This window comes from Intrasporangium sp. (genome assembly GCF_036566125.1).
Lineage (GTDB): Bacteria > Actinomycetota > Actinomycetes > Actinomycetales > Dermatophilaceae > Intrasporangium.
The window spans coordinates 12236-32498 of record NZ_DATCWX010000164.1; the positions used below are offsets into that span (position 1 = coordinate 12236).

The following is a 20263-nucleotide window of genomic DNA, read 5'->3' on the forward strand; positions in this document are numbered from 1 at the left end:
GCTCCGGCTCGTGTCAGGTGCGTGACCGTCGCCGCACGACCAGCGCCGCCGCCAGCCCGAGGACAGCCACGCCCAGCGCCGCAATGCCCCAGGTGACCACTGAGGCGGCAGTCTGGGCGCTCTCATCAGCGTCCGACGGGGCCGCGAGACCCGCCCGGGTCGGCAGCGCCGGGGAGGACGGGGCAGGTGTCCCCGTCAGACTCGCCGTCGCTGGCGGAGCTTCGCGCGGCGGGGCGGCCTCTCCAGGCTCGACGAGGCGCCCCACCGGCACGACCGCTGCGGCGTTCGCAAAGCCCCAGTCCAGCAGGGCCGCGGTGTCCTCCCAGTCGCCAGTCGTGCTGCCCATCTGGGTGACGATCAGCGTCCTGCCATCGCGTGTGGCCGCCCCGATGAAGGTGTGCTGCGCCCGGTTGGTCCGCCCCGGCTTGATCCCGATGGCTCCCCGGTAGTTCGCCAGCAGGTCGTTGATGTTCTGGATCTGGTAGGGCTGGTACACCGTGCCGCCGACCTTCGCCTTCCCGCCCGGGAAGACCGCATGGCGTCTCGAGACGTAGACCCGGAAGTCCGGCAGCTTCATCGCGGCACGGCCGATGAGGGCCAGGTCGTAGGCGCTGGAGTGCTGGCCCTGCTCGTCAAGACCGCTCGGGTCGACGGCGACGGTGTCGTGCGCACCAAGTGCCACCGCCGTCTCGTTCATGAGGGCAGCGGTCTGCTCCGGGCCACCGGCGGCATCAGCGAGCAGGTACGCGGCGTCGTTGGCGGACGACATCAACAACGCGTCGAAGAGCCGGCCGACCGGATAGCCGTTGCCGGCGAGGATGCCGACGCGCGTCCCGGCCGCGGCTTCGTGCTCCGGCTTCGCGACGAGAACCTGGCGCGGGTCGAGCCGAGGGATCAGGGTGAGCGCGGTCAGGGTCTTGAGGGTGCTCGCCGGGCGGAGCCAAGCATGCGGGGACTTCGAGGCGAGCACCTCGCCGGTGTCAAGGTCGGCCACGACGTAGGAGACGTCCGGCACGGTGGGTGGGGCGGCCGTTCCGGGCTTGAGGTCGACCACAACCCCGGTCGCGCCGAGCCGCGCGCCGCCGACCACGGTCTCCGGCGCCCACGCCGGCTGTGGGAAGGGCGTGGGTGGCGCGTTCCGGCACACAGGCGTCGTCGTGGGCGTCGGCGTCGTCGTGCCCGAGCCACTGGCCGATCTGCTCGCCGATCGGCGCGAGCCCGGCACCGGCACCTGCGTGACGGTCTGCCACTCCTTGCAGTTCGGAGTGGCGTCGCGGGAGTCCGGAGCAAGGGCCACCGCGCCGGAAACCCCGACCGTGACGAACGCGAGGATGGCGGCACACGCGGCACCCAGCCCGGCCCGGGCGGAAGCCCGGGAACCACCCTGCGGCACTGCAGTGGGTCGCATCATCGCCGACAGGGTAACCCGGCTGACCCAACCCCCTGCAGGAGATCACTCACGCGCGTCACCGAGCTCAGCGGCATACGGCCAATGGGCAAGGCCCGCCCCCTCGCAAGGGGACGGGCCTCGTCAACGGCGGTCAGCGCGTCACCGGCCGCGCGCGAGCGCGCGAAGCAGGTCCTGGTTGAGCTGGTTGATGACGTCCTGCGGGATCTCCTTCGGGCACGCCCGCGAGCACTCGCCGATGTTCGTGCAGCCGCCGAAGCCCTCGTGGTCGTGCTGGTTCACCATCGCGACGACGCGGGCGTCCCGCTCCGGCTGGCCCTGGGGCAGCTCGCCGAGGTGGGTGATCTTCGCGCCGAGGAAGAGCATGCCGGAGGCGTTGGGGCACGCGGCGACGCAGGCGCCACAGCCGATGCAGGCCGCCGCCATGAAGGAGCGGTCCGCGTTCGTCTTCGGCACCGGCACGGAGTGGGCCTCGGGGGCCGCCCCGGTGTTGGCGCTGATGAAGCCGCCCGCCTGGATGATCCGGTCGAAGGCGTCGCGGTCGACGACGAGGTCCTTGATGACCGGGAAGGCGTCCGCACGCCATGGCTCGATGGTGATCTCGTCGCCGTCGCGGAACGAGCGCATGTGCAGCTGGCACGTCGTCGTCACCTCGGGGCCGTGCGCCTTGCCGGAGATCATCAGGCCGCACATGCCGCAGATGCCCTCGCGACAGTCGGAGTCGAAGGCGATCGGCTCCTCGCCGCGGGTAATGAGCTGCTCGTTGAGCACGTCGAGCATCTCGAGGAACGACATGTCGGGCGAGATGTCCGTGACCGGGTAGGTCACCATCTCGCCCCTGGCCTTGGGGCCGGGCTGCCGCCAGATCTTCAGGGTCAGGTTCATGCCGCTCACTTGTAGCTCCGCTGCTTCATCTCGACGAACTCGTAGACCAGGTCTTCCTTGTGCAGGATCGGGGCGCCGCCGTTGTCGCCGCCCCACTCCCATGCCGCGACGTAGGCGTACTGCTCGTCGTGGCGCAGGGCCTCGCCGTCCGCGGTCTGGCTCTCGGCCCGGAAGTGGCCACCGCAGGACTCGCGGCGGTGGAGGGCGTCGATGCACATGAGCTCGCCGAGCTCGAGGAAGTCGGCGACGCGGCCGGCCTTCTCGAGGCTCTGGTTGAGGGTGTCGGCGGCGCCGAGGACGCGCACGTTGCGCCAGAACTCGTCGCGGAGCCCGCGGATGAGGTCGATGCCCTTGAGCAGACCCTCCTCCGAGCGCTCCATGCCGCAGTACTCCCACATGATGTTGCCGAGCTCCCGGTGGAAGGAGTCGACAGAGCGGTCTCCGTTGATCTCGAGCAGCCTTGCTACCCGTGCGTCGACCGCTGCCCGCGCCTCGATGACCGCCGGGTCGTCCTCGTCGATCTTCGAGAACGGGCCCTTGGCGAGGTAGTCGCGGATCGTGTGAGGCAGCACGAAGTAGCCGTCGCCAAGCCCTTGCATGAGGGCCGACGCGCCGAGACGGTTCGCGCCGTGGTCGCTGAAGTTGGCCTCACCAGCCACGAAGAGACCCGGGATCGACGACTCGAGGTCGTAGTCGACCCAGAGGCCGCCCATCGTGTAGTGCACCGCGGGGTAGATGCGCATCGGCACCTCGTAGGGGTTCTCGCCCGTGATCCGCTGGTACATGTCGAGCAGGTTGCCGTACTTCTCCGCGACGGCCTCCTTGCTCATCCGCTTGAGGGCGTCGGTGAAGTCGAGGTAGACGCCGCGCCGGAAGTCGCCGACCTTGGGGCCAACGCCGCGGCCCTCGTCACAGACGTTCTTCGCGGCCCGCGAGGCGATGTCGCGGGGCACGAGGTTGCCGAAGGATGGATAGATCCGCTCGAGGTAGTAGTCGCGGTCCTCCTCAGGGATCTGGCGCGGGTCCTTCTCGCAGTCCTCGACCCGCTTGGGCACCCAGATCCGGCCGTCGTTGCGGAGGGACTCCGACATCAGGGTCAGCTTGCTCTGGTACTCGCCGGCGACGGGGATGCACGTCGGGTGGATCTGCGTGTAGCAGGGGTTGCCGAAGTAGGCGCCCTTGCGGTGCGCCCGCCACGTCGCCGTGACGTTCGAGCCCATGGCGTTGGTCGACAGGAAGAAGACGTTGCCGTAGCCGCCGGTGGCCAGCACGACGGCGTCCGCGAGGTGCGTCTCGATCTCTCCGGTGACGAGGTCGCGGGCGATGATGCCGCGCGCCCTTCCGTCGACGACGATGATCTCGAGCATCTCGTGACGGCTGAACATCTCCACGGTGCCGGCCGCGACCTGCCGCTCGAGCGCCTGGTAAGCACCGAGGAGCAGCTGCTGACCGGTCTGGCCACGGGCGTAGAACGTCCGTGACACCTGCACGCCACCGAAGGACCGGTTGTCGAGCAGGCCACCGTACTCGCGAGCGAACGGCACACCCTGCGCGACGCACTGGTCGATGATGTTCGCGCTCACCTCAGCGAGGCGGTAGACGTTCGACTCGCGCGACCGGTAGTCGCCGCCCTTGACGGTGTCGTAGAAGAGCCGGTAGGTCGAGTCGCCGTCGTTCTTGTAGTTCTTCGCGGCGTTGATGCCACCCTGTGCGGCGATCGAGTGCGCGCGACGGGGGGAGTCCTGGTAGCAGAAGGACTTCACGTGGTAGCCCGCCTCGCCGAGCGTCGCCGCGGCCGCGCCGCCGGCGAGGCCGGTGCCGACGATGATGATCGACAGCTTGCGGCGGTTGGCGGGGTTGACGAGGCCGGCCTCGAACTTGCGGGTGCTCCACTTGTCATCGATGGGACCGGGGGGAGTCTTGGTGTCCTGGATCGGCTCGCCCTCGGTGTAGAGCCCGTGGATCAGTTCAGTCATCGATCAGTTCCCCTTGACGAATCCGAAGAGTATGGCGAGCGGCGGCAGGATGAAGCCGACGGCTGTCACGAGCGCGATGATCGTCGCCGTGGCCCGGGCCCGGGTGCGGGCCTTCGCCGTCGTGGACAGACCAAGGGTCTGGCTGGCGCTGAAGACGCCGTGCCAGAGGTGCAGCCCCAGGGCGATCATGGCGAGCACGTAGATGAGGGTGACCCACCAGACCTGGAAGCTGCTGATGACGAGGAGGCCGACGCTGTCCCCAGCCCTGTCGGGGCCGACGTTGAACTTGAGCCAGGTGAACTGGAGCAGGTGCCAGATGACGAAGAGAAGGATCGCGACGCCACCCCACCGCATCATCTTCGACTTCGCCGCGGCCCTGGCGGCCTCCTTGGCGTAGTAGCGCGAGGCCCGCGCCCCATTGGCCCGGCTCCAGAGGTGGAACGCGGCCCACAGGTGTCCGAGTACCGCGAGGACGAGCAGCGCCCGGAAGATCCAGAGGAACCCGCCGAAGGGCAGGATCGGGGTGAACATCGTCCGCAGGGACAGCGCATAGTCGTCGAACGCCTTGACGCCGCTGAAGATCTTCAGGTTGCCGTACATGTGCAGGAGGACGTACAGGACGAAGAGCGCACCGGACGCGGCCATGACAACCTTCATGAACACGGTGGTGCGGCGCGCCGTTACGGGTCCCGTCCTTGGGAGAGTGTTGGTGGCCACCTGCGCACCCTACCGTCGCGCCCCCACGCCGGCAGTGTGACCATTTCCACTACCCGCGAGGATGCCGTATGCCGCTGAGCTCCTCTCGCGCAAAGGTGCCGTCCCAGCCCTCCCGCAGTCGGGTCCAGCAAGGCGACCCGGCAGTCGGGCCCGGGCAGCTCAGGTCTTGCGGAGGCCGATCTTGCGGCCCAGCCACACGAGCGGGTCGTAGCGGTCCCCGGCGACGCGTTCCTTCATCGGGATGATCGCGTTGTCGGTGATCGCGATGTTCTCGGGGCAGACCTGCGTGCAGCACTTCGTGATGTTGCACAGCCCGATGCCCTGCTCGGTGCGTGCGAGTTGGACGCGGTCGGTCCGGGCGTCGAGCGGGTGCATGTCGAGCTCGGCCGCGCGGATGAAGAAGCGCGGCCCAGCGAAGGCGTCCTTGTTGTCCTCGTGGTCGCGCACGACATGGCAGGTGTCCTGGCATAGGAAGCACTCGATGCACTTGCGGAACTCCTGCGAGCGTTCGACGTCGACCTGGGCCATGCGGTACTCGCCGGGCGCCAGGCCGGGTGGCGGCTCGAAGGACGGCATCTGGCGCGCCTTCTCGTAGTTGAAGGACACGTCCGTGACGAGATCGCGGATCACCGGAAAGGTGCGCATCGGGGTGACCGTGACGGTCTCGTCCTCGGCGAAGGTCGACATCCGGGTCATGCACATCAGGCGCGGCATGCCGTTGACCTCGGCGCTGCATGAGCCGCACTTGCCGGCCTTGCAGTTCCAGCGCACGGCGAGGTCGCCCGCCTGGGTGGCCTGGAGCCGATGGATGATGTCGAGGACGACCTCGCCCTCGTTCACCTCAACGGTGTAGTCGACGAGCTCACCACCGTCGGCGTCCCCGCGCCACACCCGAAAGCTCGCGTCGTAGCTCACGACCCACTCCCATCACTGGTGCTCGTCGCCGGCACGGCAGCGAGCTCTTCCGAGGTGAGGTACTTGGCCAGCTCGTCCCTGGTGAACAGCGCCATGAGGTCGTCGCGCATCGGCTCCGCCGGCTGCTCCTTGACGCTGATGCTGTCTGCGTCCATCGAACAGACGAGCAGCCTGGATCGCCATTCGGAATCCATGCCCGGGTAGTCATCGCGGGTGTGTCCGCCGCGGCTCTCCTGTCGGAGCAGCGCGGCCCGGGCGATGCACTCGCTGACGGCGAGCATGTTGCGCAGGTCGAGGGCGAGGTGCCAGCCGGGGTTGAACTGGCGGTGACCTTCGACGGTGAGGTGCTGGGCGCGAACCTTGAGCTCTTCGAGCTTGGCGAGCGCCTGCTCGATCTCCTCGGCGGTGCGGATGATGCCGACGAGATCGTTCATCGTCTGCTGCATCTCCTGGTGCACGGTGTAGGGATTCTCGCCGCCCTCCTCGGCGAACGGGGCGACCGCGGCTGTCGCCGCCGCGTCGATGGCGGCCGCGTCGGCCTGCGGTCGGGCCGATCCAAGGCCCGTGACGTACTCGGCCGCCCCGGCGCCGGCCCGGGCCCCGAAGACGAGCAGATCGGACAGCGAGTTCCCGCCGAGCCGGTTCGACCCGTGCATGCCTCCCGACACCTCGCCCGCGGCGAACAGCCCGGGCACGCGGGCCGCCGCAGCGGTGTCAGGGTCGACCTCGACACCGCCCATGACGTAGTGGCAGGTCGGTCCGACCTCCATGGGTTCGGCTGTGATGTCGACGTCGGCCAGCTCCTTGAACTGGTGGTGCATCGACGGCAGCTTCTTGAGGATCTCTGCGGGGCTGCGTCGCGAGGCGATGTCGAGGTAGACCCCGCCGTGTGGCGTGCCCCGTCCGGCCTTGACCTCGGCGTTGATGGCCCGGGCGACCTCGTCACGGGGCAGGAGCTCCGGCGGGCGCTTGTTGTTGTCGGGATCCGTGTACCAGCGGTCGCCCTCCTCCTCACTCTCGGCGTATTGCCCACGGAAGACGTCCGGCACGTAGTCGAACATGAACCGACTGCCCTCGGAGTTCTGCAGGACGCCGCCGTCGCCGCGCACGGACTCGGTGACGAGGATGCCCTTGACGGAGGGCGGCCAGACCATGCCCGTCGGGTGGAACTGGACGAACTCCATGTTGATCAGGGTCGAGCCTGCCCGGAGGGCGAGGGCATGCCCGTCCCCGGTGTACTCCCACGAGTTGGAGGTCACCTTGAACGACTTGCCGATGCCACCGGTCGCCAGCACGACCGCGGGCGCGTCGAACCGGATGAAGCGGCCCGACTCGCGCCAGTATCCGAAGGCGCCCGCGATGGCACCGCCGGTGCCGACAGTGCCGACGGTTTCCCCCGAGTCCGTGAGCAGGTCGGTGATGGTGCACTCGGCGAAGACCTTGAGGTGGCTCTCGGCGTCGCCGGTCTCGCGCTCGTCCTGCTGCTGGAGCGAGACGATCTTCTGCTGCATCGTGCGGATCAGCTCGAGCCCGGTGCGGTCACCGACGTGCGCGAGGCGCGGGTACTCGTGGCCGCCGAAGTTGCGCTGGCTGATCCGGCCGTCGGACGTGCGGTCGAAGAGGGCGCCGTAGGTTTCGAGCTCCCAGACGCGGTCGGGCGCCTCCTTGGCGTGCAGCTCGGCCATCCGCCACGAGTTGAGGAACTTGCCGCCGCGCATCGTGTCCCGGAAGTGCACCTCCCAGCTGTCCCTGCTGTTGACGTTGCCCATGCTCGCCGCGATGCCGCCCTCGGCCATGACGGTGTGTGCCTTGCCGAAGAGGGACTTGCAGACGATCGCCGTCCGCATGCCGGCCTCTCGGGCGGCGATCGCGGCGCGCAGCCCGGCCCCGCCGGCACCGATGATGAGCACGTCGTAGTCGTGGCGCTCGAGCTCTGCAGCCATCAGTTGACCAACCTCAGATCGGAGAAGGCCCCGGAGGCGACCAGGGCGATGTAGGCGTCGGTCACCATGAGGGTGCCGAGGGTGATCCACGCGAGCTCCATATGCCTCGTGTTGAGCCGCGACACGATCGTCCAGGCGCGGTAGCGGACCGGATGCTTCGAGAAGTGCGTCAGGCGACCGCCGACGACGTGACGGCAGGAGTGGCAGGACAGGGTGTAGAGCCAGAGGAAGGCGACGTTGACGACGATGATCACCGTGCCGAGGCCGATCCCGAAGCCGCCGTCGACGCCCTTGAAGGCCCGAGTCGCGTCGTACGTGTTGATCGACGAGACCACCAGCGCCGAGTAGAAGAAGAACCGATGCGAGTTCTGCAGGAAGAGCGGGAAACGGGTCTCGCCGGTGTAGCTGCGGTGCGGCTCGGCCACGGCGCAGGCGGGAGGCGACAGCCAGAACGACCGGTAGTACGCCCTGCGGTAGTAGTAACACGTGAGCCGGAAGCCGAGCAGGAACGGCAGCACGAGCAACGCGTACGGCACGAGTGGCGGGAACTCACCGAACCACGTCCCGAAGTGACGTGCCCCCGGGACGCACGAAGCGGTCACACAGGGCGAGTAGAACGGCGTCAGGTAGCCGTATTCCTCGACGAAGTAGTTGCGTTGCGAGGCGGTGCGGACCAGCGCATAGAGCACCCAGATCGTCAGGAGCGCGAACGTGACAGCGGGTTGGACCCACCAACGGTCCGTCCGCAGGGTCGGCTCCGCGATCTGGGCTCGCCCCGGCGAGCCGACTCCGCCAGGCACCGATCGACCTTGAGGTCCGGTATCGAGCCGTGTGTCACTCATCGTGCGAACCTCCACCGTCATTGGTCGGGCGCCGTGCCTCACCCTAACCGCAACATCGGCGGCAGAGGGGGATTCGCGCCGACCGCATCGGCGAGGTCACGCGGCGACGAGCGTCCGGGAGCGAGCGACCTTCTCGTAGTGGCCGATCAGCTGGCCCACGACCGACTCCCAGGACCGGTCGCGGACCCGCTCGAGTCCCCGCCGACCGAGCTCGGCCAGGTGGTGCTGGGAGGAGAGTGAGCGGCATACGGCATCGCGAAGCGACCCCGGGACGGCGGGGTCGAAGAGGTGGCCGTTGTCGCCGTCAGTGACGAGGTCGATGGGCCCACCGGCCCGCGGGGCGATGACGGGCAGCCCCGAAGCCCCGGCTTCCTGGATCGTCTGCCCGAATGTCTCGTGGGTCCCGGTGTGGACGAAGAGGTCGAGTGCCGCGTAGGCCCGGGCCAGGTCTTCTCCCAGACGCGGCCCGAGGAAGACGGGTGGGAGGTTGGGCCGGCCCGCCGCTGCAGCCACCGCCTCGGTGAGCAACGCGCCGACCGACTCACGCGACGGGCCGCCGCCGACGATGACGAGGCGCGTGCCGGGCAGGTCCGCGATCTCGGTGAGCCGCTCGAGCTCCTTCTCGGGGGCCAGGCGGCCCACGTAACCGACGAGGCGCTCGCCGCCCGGAGCGAGCTCGCGCCGCATCGCGCGAGTCAGGGCATCGGACCGCCACGCCGGGTTGAACAAGTTCGTGTCGACGCCGCGTCCCCACAAGGCGGTCCGGGCGATCCCGTGCGCCCGCAGGTCCGCCAGCGCCGCGGTCGAGGGCGCCAGGGTGAGGTCCGCCCACGAGTGGACGCGCCGGATCCAGCCCCACGCGGTTCGGGCCGCGGCGGCGCCCGCCGGGCCGGGCGTGTGCTGGCGGAGGTAGCCGGCCATGTCGGTCTGGAAGATAGCCACCGTCGGCAGCCCGAGCCGGCCAGCTGCGCGCAGCCCCCTCGCCCCGATGACGAACGGGCTCGCGACATGGACGATGTCGGGTGCAGCGTCCGCGAGGATCGCCTCGATCTCACCGCTCGGCAGTCCGACGTCGAAGCTGCGGACCGGCACCGAGGCGACGCGGTGGACCGGATACCCCGCGTACCGTTCGTGCCGCTCGGGTGTGGCCTCCCGCGAGCGCGGCGCGATGAAGACCGCGTCGTGGCCGCGGGACCGGAGGTGGTCGGCGACCCGGCAAACGCTCGTGGTGACACCGTTGAGGCTCGGGAGGAACGACTCGGTGACGATCGCGACCCGCACGCCTCAACGCTGGCGGGGCCAGATGATCGGGGGGCAACGGGGGAGGGTGTGTTGGGTGACCTCCCAGTGACTTCAGCGGCTGTGTGAAAGCTTCGTCCCCTCATAGGGGGCCGGATCTTTCACCCTCAGGAGACTGTTCAGGCCTGTGGACGATGGGCGCGGCCGGCGGGACGTTCCTGGGCACCATCGACGCATGAATGCCATCACGAAAGCCCGAGTTGCAGGGCAGTCGGGCGTCGTCACTCGCGAACAGGCGCTCGGCGGGGGGATGACCCGGAAGGCGATCGAGTGGCAGCTACGACGTGGGCACTGGGCGGCACTCCATCCAGGCGTGTACCTCACGACGCCCGGTCGCGGCGACTGGGAGGTGCTCGCCGTGGCGGCGCTCCTCCATGCCGGTCCCGGGGCTGTCCTTTCCGGGCGCAGCGCGGGCCACGCCCGGGGACTTGTCCGAGCCGAGCCAGCACCGATTGAGGTCTCCGTCCCCTGGACTCGTGCCGTGCGTCCATCGTCAGGAATCGTCGTGACCCGCGGCCGATACGTGTCTGACCGCACCCATCCCACCGAGTGGCCGCACCGGATCAATGCCCCGCACACGGTTTGGGACCTCGCCGCGAAACGCGACCTGGATGGAGCCGTGATGCTCGCGGCCAAGGCGATCGACCTCGGCATCGCGACGACCGACGACCTGAGGTGGGCGCTCGCCAGCCGACCCCGGCAACGGCATCGGGGTCTGCTCACTGAGGTCCTCGCAGACGTGGAGGCCGGTGCCGAGAGCCCGACCGAGGTGCGCTACATCCGGGACGTCGAGCGCGCACATGATCTACCCAAGGGAACCGTCCAGAGTCCCCTCGCGGACGGCCAACGGCGCGATGTCGAGTACGAGGAGCTCCGGGTCGTGGTCGAGATCGATGGCCGTCTGAACAACGATGGGCTGGAAGGCCCGCAGACGGGATGGGCGTCGCGACCGCAAATCGCTGGTCGAGGGAAGACTGACGGTCCGGGCCTACTGGACGGATCTTGTCCCGAGCCCGTGCGACTTGGCCGCTGACGTCGCCTCCATCCTGCAGGACCGAGGCTGGTCGAGTCGGCCGAGGCGGTGCCGACGCCGGGACTGCGTCATCGAGCGGGCGTCACCGGGTGAGGACGCGGCCGCCTGACCTCCGCTTCCAGCGGACGCCGCACTCCGGGGCACCGTCTAAGGTGTCCGTGTGAAAATCGCAGTCGTCGGCCTCGGTTACGTGGGCCTGTCCAACGCCGTCATCCTGGCCCAGCACAACGAGGTCGCAGCCCTCGACCTCGACGCCGGGCGGGTGGAGGCGATCAACCAGCGCCGGTCCCCGATCGTCGACCACGAGCTGGAGGATTACCTCGCGTCCAAGCCGTTGGCCCTGCGCGCGACGACGGATCCTGCCGACGCCTACGCTGGCGCGTCCTTCGTCGTCATCGCCACGCCCACCGACTACGACCCGAAGTCGAACTACTTCAACACGTCGAGCGTCGAGTCGGTGATCACGGACGTCCGCGCCCACGCCCCTCAGGCCACCATCATCGTCAAGTCGACCGTTCCGGTCGGCTTCACCGCCCGCATGCGCGACCAGTACCCCGACGCGAAGGTCATCTTCTCGCCGGAGTTCCTCCGGGAGGGCAGGGCGCTCTGGGACAACCTCCACCCGAGCCGCATCATCGTCGGGGACACCTCGGCCGAGGCCAAGCAGTTCGCGGACCTGCTCGTCGAGGGCGCCGAGGCGACCGATGTGCCGGTGCTGCTCACGAGCGCGACCGAGGCCGAGGCCACCAAGCTGTTCGCCAACACCTATCTCGCCATGCGGGTCGCCTACTTCAACGAGCTCGACACCTACGCGGCAACGCACGGGTTGGACGCCAAGTCGATCATCGAGGGCGTCGGCCTCGACCCCCGCATCGGCTCGCACTACAACAACCCGTCGTTCGGCTACGGCGGCTACTGCCTGCCCAAGGACACCAAGCAGCTGCTCGCCAACTACGACCAGGTCCCGCAGACGCTGATCCGCTCGATCGTCGACTCGAACACGACGCGGAAGGACTTCATCGCCACGGACATCCTGCGGCGAAGCCCCCAGGTCGTGGGCATGTACCGCCTCGTGATGAAGGAGGGGTCCGACAACTTCCGCAGCTCGAGCATCCAGGGGATCATGAAGCGGATCAAGGCCAGGGGCGTCGAGGTCATCGTCTACGAGCCGACCTTGGAGTCGGACCACTTCTACCACTCGCGCGTCGTCCGGGACCTCGACGCCTTCAAGGCGGAGGCCGACGTCATCGTGGCGAACCGGCACTCCGACGACCTGGCTGACGTGGTCGACAAGGTCTACACGCGCGACATCTACGGCCGCGACTGAGTGCACTCGCGCCAGCGAGGCGGCGCCACATGTGAGCCTCAGGTGAGCTCTGTCAGCCCGCGCCCCGTCAGCTCGTCGACGACCCGCTTGACGTCCTGGGCCCGGTCCTTGGTCGTCACGAGCAGGGCGTCTGCGGTGTCGATGACGACGATGTCGTCGAGCCCGACGATGGCCACCGCCCGTCCGCTGTCGGCCGCGACGATGCCCGTCGAGTCGACGCTGATGACGTGGTCCGCACCCGTGATCACCTCGAGCGACTCAGCCTTGCCGCTGCCGAGAATCGTTGCCAGGGAAGCGAAGTCGCCGATGTCGTCCCAGCCGATGGACGCCGGCACCACGGCCACCCGTCGGGCGGCGGCTGCCGGCTCGGCGACGGCGTGGTCGATGGCGATCTTCGGCAGCGTGGGCCACAGGTCCTGCATGCGGCGCGGGTCGCTCGCGATGATGCGAAGGTTGTCGACGAGGTCGGGGTGGTGCTCGGCAAGCAGCTCGAGCAGAGTCGTCGCGCCGACGACGAACATCCCTGCGTTCCAGCGGTATTCGCCCGACTCCACATAGCGCCGCGCGGCCTCGGCGTTCGGCTTCTCGACGAACTCGTCGACGCGGCGGGCGTGGGGTGCCCCCTCGATGTCCAGGCTGGAACCTTGCCTGATGTAGCCGAACCCGGTCGCCGGGTGTGTCGGCTCGATGCCGATCGTGACGAGCTCGCCTGCGCGGGCAGCCGCGCACGCCTCGGCGACGGCAGCGTGAAAGGCGGCGACGTCCGTGATGACGTGGTCGGCGGCGAACGAGCCGAGGATCGCCTCCGGGTCGCGTCGCTCGAGGATGGCCGCGGCCAGCCCGATGGCCGGCATCGAATCGCGGGGTGACGGCTCCGCGACGACGTCGTCGCGGCGGAGCATCGGCAGCTGGCTGCGCACGGCGTCCTCGTGGGCTGCTCCGGTGACGACGAGGAAGCGGTCCTCGACGAGCGGGGACAACCGGTCCCACGTCATCCGCAGCAGCGAGCGCCCCGACCCAGTCAGATCGTGGAGGAACTTCGGGGAGGTCCGACGCGAGAGCGGCCACAGCCGTGTGCCCGACCCGCCCGCGGGGATGACCGCCCACAGTCCCTCGATCTGCGTTCCCTCAGACATGGGGCAGAACCTACCGACAAACCACGATGCCGTATGCCGCTGGGCTGGCTTCCGCCGAGACCTCCCGCACCCCCTCCGTCGCGTCGAGTGTGCAGAGGACGAAGGGGAGGAGCGTCAGGTCGTCGGGAAGTCTCGCTGCCGCAGAGCACCGGTCCCGACGAGCACGAGCCCAGCGGCGATGGCCGTCAGCGTGATGAGGGGCGTCATGACGAGGTCCGCCGCGGGCAGGCCGGGCACGTGCCCGAAGGGCGTCAGGCTCTGGACCCACTCGGGCAGCCCGAAGATCGCCCCGAACTCCCCGAGCAGCAAGAACGCGATGAGGACGGCCCAGACCAGCCCGGTGTGCCGTGGCAGGAGTCCGACGAAGACGAGGGCGATGCCCACACAGACCCAGATGGCCGGGAGAGTCACGATGCTCGCGCCGACCAGGCGGCCGATCGACCCTGCGGCGTCGCCGGTTCTCTGGCTGTCGGCCAGCCCCGCAGCGATGCCGACGAGGACCATGACCAGCGTCGTCGCCAGGACCGCGACGCCGACGTGCGACAGCGCCCAGCGGAGCCGGGTCACCGACGTCGCCAGGACCGACTCGCCGCGCAGCGATGTCTCCTCGGACCGGAGCCGGGTCACCAGCGAGATGCCCATGGCCGCCACCGCGACCGACGCGATGTGCAGCTCCGCCGAGAAGAAGACGTCGACGATCGTGCCTGCTCCACCGCCGAGCTTGCGCAGCATCTCCGCTGTCTGCGGCGAATCCATGAGGGACTGGACGTTCCCGGCAATCGAGCCGACGACGGTGCCGAGCACGAGCGCCGTGACCACCCACCCGATGATGGTGCCGCGTGCGAGGTAGGCCGTGAGGGCCTCGACCGTGCGCATCCGGCTCCGGCCGGGTCCGGGACGGGGCGGGATGACGCCCGCACCGAGGTCGCGCCGCTCGAGCAGGCTGAAGGCCGCCCCGCTGAGCAGCCCGAAGGCGGCGATGCCCAGCAGCAGCGGCCAGAGCTGGTTCGCGCCGTAGGGTGAGACCTTCTCGCCCCAGCCGATCGGCGAGAGCCACGTGAGGAAGGTCAGCGGGCTGTCCTCCTCGGCTGTGTCCCCGACGGCACGCAGAAGGAACACGACGGCCAGGGCGCCGAGGGAGAAGGCGGCGGTGCCGCGTGCCGTCTCCGTGAGCTGCGCTGCGAACGCGGTGACGCCGACCCACGTGAGTCCCATCGCCAGCCAAGCGACTCCCAGGGCGACGGAACCGGTCTGGTCGAGACCGACGGCGATGGCAGACACGGTGGTCAGCACGCAGGTGACGAGTACGGCGAGGACACCGAGCAGGATGGCAGCGGCCAGCGGCGCACGACGCCCGACGACGCCGGCCCCGACGAGCTCGAGGCGCCCTTCCTCCTCCTCGGTCCGGGTGTGCCGTCGCACGACGATGTAGGCGAGCAGGCAGAGGAACACCCCACCGAGCAGGATCGTCTTGAAGACCGAGAAGGAGTCGATCGTGGGACTGGTCAGCGGGCCGTACATCGCCACGAGCGCCGGGTTGGTGACGATGTCACCCATCGCACCGAGCGCGGATTCGGTGGTGGGATAGAGGTCGATCGTCGCCTGCGCCGAGCCCGCGACGAGAACGACGAGCGCGAGGACGCTGACCGGGATGAGGACCCGGTCGCGACGGGCCGCGAGGCGCAGCAGGGCGAACGTGCCGGTGAAGCCGCTCATCGGGTCGTCGCCGCCTCAGGGGCCGACGGGTCCGCCTCGCTCCCGCCGAGGCCGCTGGACGAACCGCGGTACTGCGCCATGAAGAGCTGCTCGAGGGTCGGGGGAGCGCTGGTCAGGCTGCGGATGCCGTGGCGGCCGAGGAGCTCGAGCAGCTGGCCGAGGTGGGTCGACTCGACCGTGCACACGACGTGGTGGTCGGTGAGCACGACGTCGCCGAGCCCGGGAACGCTCGCCAGCTGCTCGGCCGTGACGGATTGGGCCAGCGTCGCGTCCACGGTGGTTCTGGCCAGGTGCCGCAGCTGCGCGAGCGAGCCGGACTCGACGTTGCGCCCGTCCCGGATGATGCTCACGCGGTCGCAGAGCGACTCGACCTCGCTGAGGATGTGGCTCGACAGGAGGATCGTCACGCCCTCGTCGCGCCTCTCCCGGGCCGTGTCCTTGAAGACCGCCTCCATGAGCGGGTCGAGGCCCGCGGTGGGCTCGTCGAGGAGGAGCAGTTCGACGTCCGAGGCGAGCGCCGCGACGAGTGCGACTTTCTGCCGGTTGCCCTTCGAGTAGGACCTCCCCTTCTTGGTCGGATCGAGGTCGAAGCGCTCGAGCAGCTCGGCCCGCCGCCCCTCGTTGAGGCCGCCACGGAGGTTGCCGAGCAGGTCGATCACCTGGCCACCGGTGAGGTTCGGCCAGAGGGCGACGTCACCTGGGACGTAGGCGAGTCTCCGGTGGAGGGTTTCCACGTCCGTCCACGGGTTCTCGCCGAGGAGGCTCGCGCTGCCGCTGTCGGAACGCAGCAGCCCGAGCAGGATCCGGATCGTGGTGGACTTGCCGGCGCCATTGGGCCCGAGGAAGCCGTGGATCTCGCCTGTGGCGACCTCGAGGTCGAGCCCGTCGAGGGCCACCGTGGTGCCGAAACGCTTGTGGAGGTCAGTGACCTGAATCGCTGCGGTCATAGCTGGCACATTACACATCATTCAGCAGTTGGTGAATGTTATTAACGATGCGATATCGTCGCCCCATGAGGCTGGAGGACGGGACAACGGTCCGCGCCGATCCGGGTGAAACCCAGGCGGGCGAAGCGCCGGCCCGCGACGACCGGGCCGTCCGCGCCTACGTGGAGCGTCTCGGCGACGCCCTGACCGACGCCGGCATGCCCCGACTCGCCTCTCGCGTCTTCGCCCAGCTCCTCGCCGACGACGACGGCCGGATGACTGCGGGCGAGCTGACCGAGGCCCTCGAGGTCAGCCCCGCCGCGGTCTCAGGGGCGGTGCGCTACCTGACGCACACCATGCTCATCGGCAAGGAACGCGAGCGCGGCACGCGCAGAGACGTCTACGTCGTGCAGGACGACGGCTGGCACAACGCGATGCTGAGCCGCGACCGCATGCTGTCGCAGATGGAGAGCAGCGTTCGAGACGGGGTCGCCGCAGTCGGCCCCAACACCCGGGCGGGTCGCCGGCTGCAGCTCACCGTCGAGTACTTCGACTACCTCTTCGAGAAGATGGAGTCGATCCGCGCCGGCTGGGAGGAGCGCAAGGCCGAGATCATCCGCGACTGGCCCACCGACCACTGACCCCACCACCCCGACTGCGCCGATAGGGACACAGCCGTGCGGAAGCCAGCCCAGCGGCATACGACCAAGGGGTGAACGCACCACGTGAGATCGGCTACGTTCGGGCTCCTGGCCGAAGCTCACCCAGGCCGACGCCACTACGCTCGACGGCATGGCTGACAGCACTGGCGCGCGCTCCGAGTCCGACCTACCGATCAAGGCCGTCTATGGCGCCGATGCGCTGGACGGGTTCGACGCGGAGGCCAGGCTGGGCCAGCCCGGCAGCTATCCGTTCACGCGGGGCGTCTACCCGACGATGTACACCGGCAAGCCGTGGACGATGCGCCAGTACGCCGGCTTCGGCACGGCGAAGGAGTCGAACGAGCGCTACCACCAGCTCGTCAAGGCCGGCACCGGCGGCCTCTCCGTCGCCTTCGACCTGCCGACGCAGATGGGCTACGACTCCGACGAGCCGATCGCGCACGGTGAGGTCGGCAAGGTCGGGGTCGCCATCGACTCGATCGACGACATGCGCATCCTGTTCGACGACCTGCCGCTCGACAAGATCTCGACGTCGATGACGATCAACGCGCCCGGCTCGACGCTGCTGCTGCTCTACCAGCTCGTCGCCGAGGAGCAGGGCGTCGGCGGCGACCAGCTGACGGGAACGATCCAGAACGACGTGCTCAAGGAGTACATCGCGCGCGGCACCTACATCTACCCGCCGCGCGAGTCGCTGCGCCTCATCGCCGACGTCTTCGCGTACTGCCACACGGAGCTGCCGCGCTGGAACACGATCTCCATCTCCGGCTACCACATGGCCGAGGCCGGTGCGACGCCCGTGCAGGAGATCGCCTTCACCCTGGCGAACGCGATGGAGTACGTCCGCGCCGCCCAGGCCGCGGGGCTCGACGTCGACGACTTCGCGCCGCGGCTGTCCTTCTTCTTCGTGGCCCGCACCACCTTGCTTGAAGAAGTGGCGAAATTCAGAGCTGCGAGGCGCATCTGGGCGCGGATCATGAAGGAGCAGTTCGGCGCGACGAACCCGAAGTCGATGATGCTCCGCTTCCACACCCAGACCGCAGGTGTGCAGCTCACTGCCCAGCAGCCCGAGGTCAACCTCGTCCGCGTCGCGCTCCAGGGTCTCGGCGCGGTGCTCGGCGGCACGCAGTCCCTGCACACCAACTCCTTCGACGAGGCCATCGCCCTGCCGACCGAGAAGGCCGCCCGCCTCGCCCTGCGCACCCAGCAGGTCATCGCCTACGAGACCGATGTCACCAAGACGGTGGACCCGTTCGCCGGCTCCTACGTCGTCGAGTCGATGACGGACGACATCGAGGCGGCGGCCCTCGCCCTGATCCAACAGGTGGAGGACAAGGGTGGCGCGGTCGCCGCGATCGAGCAGGGCTTCCAGAAGTCCGAGATCGAGCGCTCCGCCTACCGCGTCCAGCTCGAGATCGACGAGGGTGAGCGGACCGTCGTCGGCGTCAACCGGTACACGCTCGACGAGGAGGAGGCCTACGACCCCCTGCGCGTCGACCCGCAGATCGAGCTTGACCAGAGGGAGCGTCTGCAGCAGTTGCGTGCCGAGCGGGACAACGACGCCGTTGCTGCTGCCTTGTCGGCTCTTCAAGCAGCCGCCCGCGGCAGCGACAACGTCCTCTATCCCATGCGGGAAGCCCTCCGGGTGCGGGCCACCGGCGGCGAGGTCGCCCACGCGCTCCGCGAGGTGTGGGGCGTCTACCAGCCACGCGAGACTTTCTAGGCCGTATGCCGCTGGGCTTGCTCCCAGGCCGACGCCGAGTCCCGCTCCGGCGGGCCTAATGGGTCAACCAACCGGACGTCCGGACGCCGTCGTGCTCAGGCAGGGCGCGAACGCCGCCTACGTCCGGTCGGTTGGCCCCGCTCAGCCAGTCGGCGCTGAACGGTCCGCCGGATGACGGAGGCAACCCACTCCGGCTCGAACATCACCTGCTCCCAGGCGAACCGCAACACGAGCCATCCTCGGGCGACGAGCTCGTCGTAGCGATGGCAGTCGCGTCGCATGGCCGACCGCTTGCCGTGGAACTCGAAACTGTCGGCTTCGAGGACGATCTGCAGCGTTGGGTCGGCGAGGTCGACCCGTGCATAGAAGTCGTCGTCCTGGATCCGGTGCTGGATCTCAACGGACAGCCCACGCACATCGAGGGCGATCGCCCGCAGTGCGGACTCAAACGGGTTGGCTGCCTTGCCGTGGGCCGCCGCCAGCACGCGCTCGACCTTGCTCACCTGCCGCGGTCCCAACCAGCGCGCCCGTTCGATGACCACCGCACGCTTGAGTCCCGACCGGAGCGCCGAGTCCGCGACGGCCAGTGCCTCGTCGAACGGCAGGTCGAGGCAGCAGTCGATGACGGTCCGCTCGCGCGTGGTGACCCAGCCCTCCTCGACGTCGTCGGCATCCAGATCGCGCCAGTGGAGCACGACCTCGTCCCCGGCGCCTGCGGCCAGGCTGCGCTTGGCGCGCACGGTGACGTGCGGCAGATCAGGCGTGTGCTTCACCGCCCATCCCCACTGGTTGGCGGCGGTCAGGTGCGACACCGTGCCGCAGAGCCGCAGGGCGTCCCCGCGACCCTGCTCCGCCAGTGGCAGCGAGTAACGCCCGTGAGCGACCCGCACGATCGAGCCGTCGGCCAAGGCCGCCTCGATGCGGCGCCAACTGCTCAACAAACGCAGCTGGTCCCTGCGGGCGATGCCACCCAACTGCTGGAGCGCGCGGGCTGCGTGCATCGGACCAGCCTTCCACGTCGCGCGATCTCGCCCCCGTAGCTGTCCACAGGGCCAACCAACCGGACGTCCAGCCGGGTTCGTGCTCAGCAGGTGAGCGAAAGCGGCCTGCGTCCGGTTGGTCGGCCCGGGTCGTCAGGCGGTCAGCTGTCGCTTGCGGGGGACGAACAGGGCTGCCAACGTGGCGATCCCCACGGCTGCGGCCCCGGTGAGCAAAGCCGGTCCGACGGCGCCGTCATAACCGGCGGGCGTCAGCTCGCCGCCGGCCCCGAGGAAGACCGCGGACAGGGTCGCCACACCGAGGGTCACGCCGAACTCCCGGATCGTCGCGTTGGCGGAGCTCGCCACGGCGAAGTCCTCGTCCGGGAGCCCATGGAGGACGGCCGTCGACGCCGGCGCGAACGTCAGCCCCATGCCGATGCCCGCGAGGATGAGCGGCGGCACGAACGCCCCGTAGTCAAGACCGGCCTCGGTGATGACGGCGAACCAGGCGAGCGCCGTGGTCTGCAGGGTGAGACCGCTGACGAGGAGCGTGCGCACGCCGACCCGCGGTGCCAGGGCGCCGGCGAGAGGCGCGATGGCCATCGGAGCCGCGGTCCACGGCAGCGTGCGGATGCCGGCTTCGAGCGGGCTGTAGCCCTGGACGATCTGGAGGTACTGCGAGAGCAGGAAGACGGCTCCGAACATGCCCAGGGCGAAGAACAGGCCGACGACGTTCGCGGCCGAGAAGCTGCGCGACCGGAACAGCCGCAGCGGC

General features: G+C 69.2%; 17 protein-coding genes. 4 read left to right on the top strand and 13 right to left on the bottom strand.

Annotation, left to right across the window (positions count from 1 at the left end; genetic code table 11):
• Positions 1 to 13: 13 nt before the first annotated feature.
• From VIR15_RS09725 to VIR15_RS09760, 8 genes are all read right to left on the bottom strand, one after another.
• Positions 14 to 1411, bottom strand: a complete 1398-nt coding sequence (locus tag VIR15_RS09725) for a D-alanyl-D-alanine carboxypeptidase family protein (protein ID WP_331927276.1) — start codon at positions 1409 to 1411, stop codon at positions 14 to 16.
• 138 nt (positions 1412 to 1549) lie between these two features.
• Positions 1550 to 2293, bottom strand: a complete 744-nt coding sequence (locus VIR15_RS09730; RefSeq protein ID WP_331927277.1) for a succinate dehydrogenase/fumarate reductase iron-sulfur subunit — start codon at positions 2291 to 2293, stop codon at positions 1550 to 1552.
• A gap of 5 nt (positions 2294 to 2298) precedes the next feature.
• Entirely contained in the window at positions 2299 to 4269 is a 1971-nt protein-coding gene (locus tag VIR15_RS09735) for a fumarate reductase/succinate dehydrogenase flavoprotein subunit (RefSeq protein ID WP_331927278.1), read from the bottom strand.
• A gap of 3 nt (positions 4270 to 4272) precedes the next feature.
• The gene (locus tag VIR15_RS09740) at positions 4273 to 4986 is read right to left on the bottom strand and encodes a succinate dehydrogenase cytochrome b subunit (RefSeq protein ID WP_331927279.1); all 714 of its coding nucleotides are present in this window, start codon (positions 4984 to 4986) and stop codon (positions 4273 to 4275) included.
• Between the two features lie 159 nt (positions 4987 to 5145).
• Positions 5146 to 5901: a succinate dehydrogenase/fumarate reductase iron-sulfur subunit gene (locus VIR15_RS09745; RefSeq protein ID WP_331927280.1), complete on the bottom strand. Its 756-nt coding sequence runs from the start codon at positions 5899 to 5901 to the stop codon at positions 5146 to 5148.
• Complete coding sequence (locus VIR15_RS09750; RefSeq protein ID WP_331927281.1) at positions 5898 to 7844, bottom strand: fumarate reductase/succinate dehydrogenase flavoprotein subunit; 1947 nt, start codon at positions 7842 to 7844, stop codon at positions 5898 to 5900. Before VIR15_RS09750 ends, VIR15_RS09745 begins: the two co-directional genes overlap by 4 nt.
• Entirely contained in the window at positions 7844 to 8644 is an 801-nt protein-coding gene (gene sdhC, locus VIR15_RS09755; RefSeq protein WP_331927282.1) for a succinate dehydrogenase subunit SdhC, read from the bottom strand. The genes VIR15_RS09750 and sdhC overlap by 1 nt, the downstream gene beginning before the upstream one ends.
• A 138-nt stretch (positions 8645 to 8782) precedes the next feature.
• Entirely contained in the window at positions 8783 to 9967 is a 1185-nt protein-coding gene (locus VIR15_RS09760) for a glycosyltransferase family 4 protein (RefSeq protein WP_331927283.1), read from the bottom strand.
• Between the two features lie 193 nt (positions 9968 to 10160).
• On the opposite strand from VIR15_RS09760, the gene VIR15_RS09765 reads away from it, so the two are divergent.
• Positions 10161 to 11018 (top strand): hypothetical protein, encoded by an 858-nt coding sequence (locus VIR15_RS09765; RefSeq protein WP_331927284.1) that lies wholly within the window; start codon positions 10161 to 10163, stop codon positions 11016 to 11018.
• A 160-nt stretch (positions 11019 to 11178) separates the two neighbouring features.
• Positions 11179 to 12345 (top strand): nucleotide sugar dehydrogenase, encoded by a 1167-nt coding sequence (locus VIR15_RS09770; RefSeq protein WP_331927285.1) that lies wholly within the window; start codon positions 11179 to 11181, stop codon positions 12343 to 12345.
• A 38-nt stretch (positions 12346 to 12383) separates the two neighbouring features.
• On the opposite strand, the gene VIR15_RS09775 is transcribed toward VIR15_RS09770, so the two are convergent.
• The 3 genes from VIR15_RS09775 to VIR15_RS09785 form a co-directional block, all read right to left on the bottom strand.
• Positions 12384 to 13481 (bottom strand): mannose-1-phosphate guanylyltransferase, encoded by a 1098-nt coding sequence (locus VIR15_RS09775; RefSeq protein ID WP_331927286.1) that lies wholly within the window; start codon positions 13479 to 13481, stop codon positions 12384 to 12386.
• 114 nt (positions 13482 to 13595) lie between these two features.
• Positions 13596 to 15197 carry an ABC transporter permease gene (locus VIR15_RS09780; RefSeq protein WP_331927287.1) on the bottom strand — a complete coding sequence of 534 codons (1602 nt, stop codon included), beginning with the start codon at positions 15195 to 15197 and terminating at the stop codon, positions 13596 to 13598.
• On the bottom strand, positions 15194 to 16144 hold the full coding sequence (locus tag VIR15_RS09785; protein ID WP_331927288.1) for an ABC transporter ATP-binding protein: 951 nt from the start codon (positions 16142 to 16144) through the stop codon (positions 15194 to 15196). Before VIR15_RS09785 ends, VIR15_RS09780 begins: the two co-directional genes overlap by 4 nt.
• Positions 16145 to 16209: 65 nt before the next feature.
• Between VIR15_RS09785 and VIR15_RS09790 the strand changes: the two genes are divergently transcribed.
• The gene (locus VIR15_RS09790) at positions 16210 to 16764 is read left to right on the top strand and encodes a GbsR/MarR family transcriptional regulator (RefSeq protein WP_331927289.1); all 555 of its coding nucleotides are present in this window, start codon (positions 16210 to 16212) and stop codon (positions 16762 to 16764) included.
• A 151-nt stretch (positions 16765 to 16915) separates the two neighbouring features.
• Complete coding sequence (locus tag VIR15_RS09795) at positions 16916 to 18508, top strand: acyl-CoA mutase large subunit family protein (protein ID WP_331927290.1); 1593 nt, start codon at positions 16916 to 16918, stop codon at positions 18506 to 18508.
• Positions 18509 to 18603: 95 nt separating this feature from the next.
• On the opposite strand, the gene VIR15_RS09800 is transcribed toward VIR15_RS09795, so the two are convergent.
• Both VIR15_RS09800 and VIR15_RS09805 read right to left on the bottom strand, forming a co-directional pair.
• Complete coding sequence (locus VIR15_RS09800; RefSeq protein ID WP_331927291.1) at positions 18604 to 19509, bottom strand: DUF559 domain-containing protein; 906 nt, start codon at positions 19507 to 19509, stop codon at positions 18604 to 18606.
• A 132-nt stretch (positions 19510 to 19641) separates the two neighbouring features.
• Positions 19642 to 20263 (bottom strand): MFS transporter (locus tag VIR15_RS09805; RefSeq protein ID WP_331927292.1); only part of this gene is annotated, 622 nt, incomplete at its 5' end.

What these genes read in the sequence shown, in the direction of transcription:
- VIR15_RS09780 (WP_331927287.1), bottom strand. Translation starts at nt 15,197, where the DNA reads ATGAGCGGCTTCACCGGCACGTTCGCCCTGCTGCGCCTCGCGGCCCGT.
- VIR15_RS09735 (WP_331927278.1), bottom strand. Translation starts at nt 4,269, where the DNA reads ATGACTGAACTGATCCACGGGCTCTACACCGAGGGCGAGCCGATCCAG.
- VIR15_RS09790 (WP_331927289.1), top strand. Translation starts at nt 16,210, where the DNA reads ATGAGGCTGGAGGACGGGACAACGGTCCGCGCCGATCCGGGTGAAACC.
- VIR15_RS09765 (WP_331927284.1), top strand. Translation starts at nt 10,161, where the DNA reads ATGAATGCCATCACGAAAGCCCGAGTTGCAGGGCAGTCGGGCGTCGTC.
- VIR15_RS09775 (WP_331927286.1), bottom strand. Translation starts at nt 13,481, where the DNA reads ATGTCTGAGGGAACGCAGATCGAGGGACTGTGGGCGGTCATCCCCGCG.
- VIR15_RS09800 (WP_331927291.1), bottom strand. Translation starts at nt 19,509, where the DNA reads ATGCACGCAGCCCGCGCGCTCCAGCAGTTGGGTGGCATCGCCCGCAGG.
- VIR15_RS09730 (WP_331927277.1), bottom strand. Translation starts at nt 2,293, where the DNA reads ATGAACCTGACCCTGAAGATCTGGCGGCAGCCCGGCCCCAAGGCCAGG.
- VIR15_RS09750 (WP_331927281.1), bottom strand. Translation starts at nt 7,844, where the DNA reads ATGGCTGCAGAGCTCGAGCGCCACGACTACGACGTGCTCATCATCGGT.
- VIR15_RS09785 (WP_331927288.1), bottom strand. Translation starts at nt 16,144, where the DNA reads ATGACCGCAGCGATTCAGGTCACTGACCTCCACAAGCGTTTCGGCACC.
- VIR15_RS09795 (WP_331927290.1), top strand. Translation starts at nt 16,916, where the DNA reads ATGGCTGACAGCACTGGCGCGCGCTCCGAGTCCGACCTACCGATCAAG.
- VIR15_RS09725 (WP_331927276.1), bottom strand. Translation starts at nt 1,411, where the DNA reads ATGATGCGACCCACTGCAGTGCCGCAGGGTGGTTCCCGGGCTTCCGCC.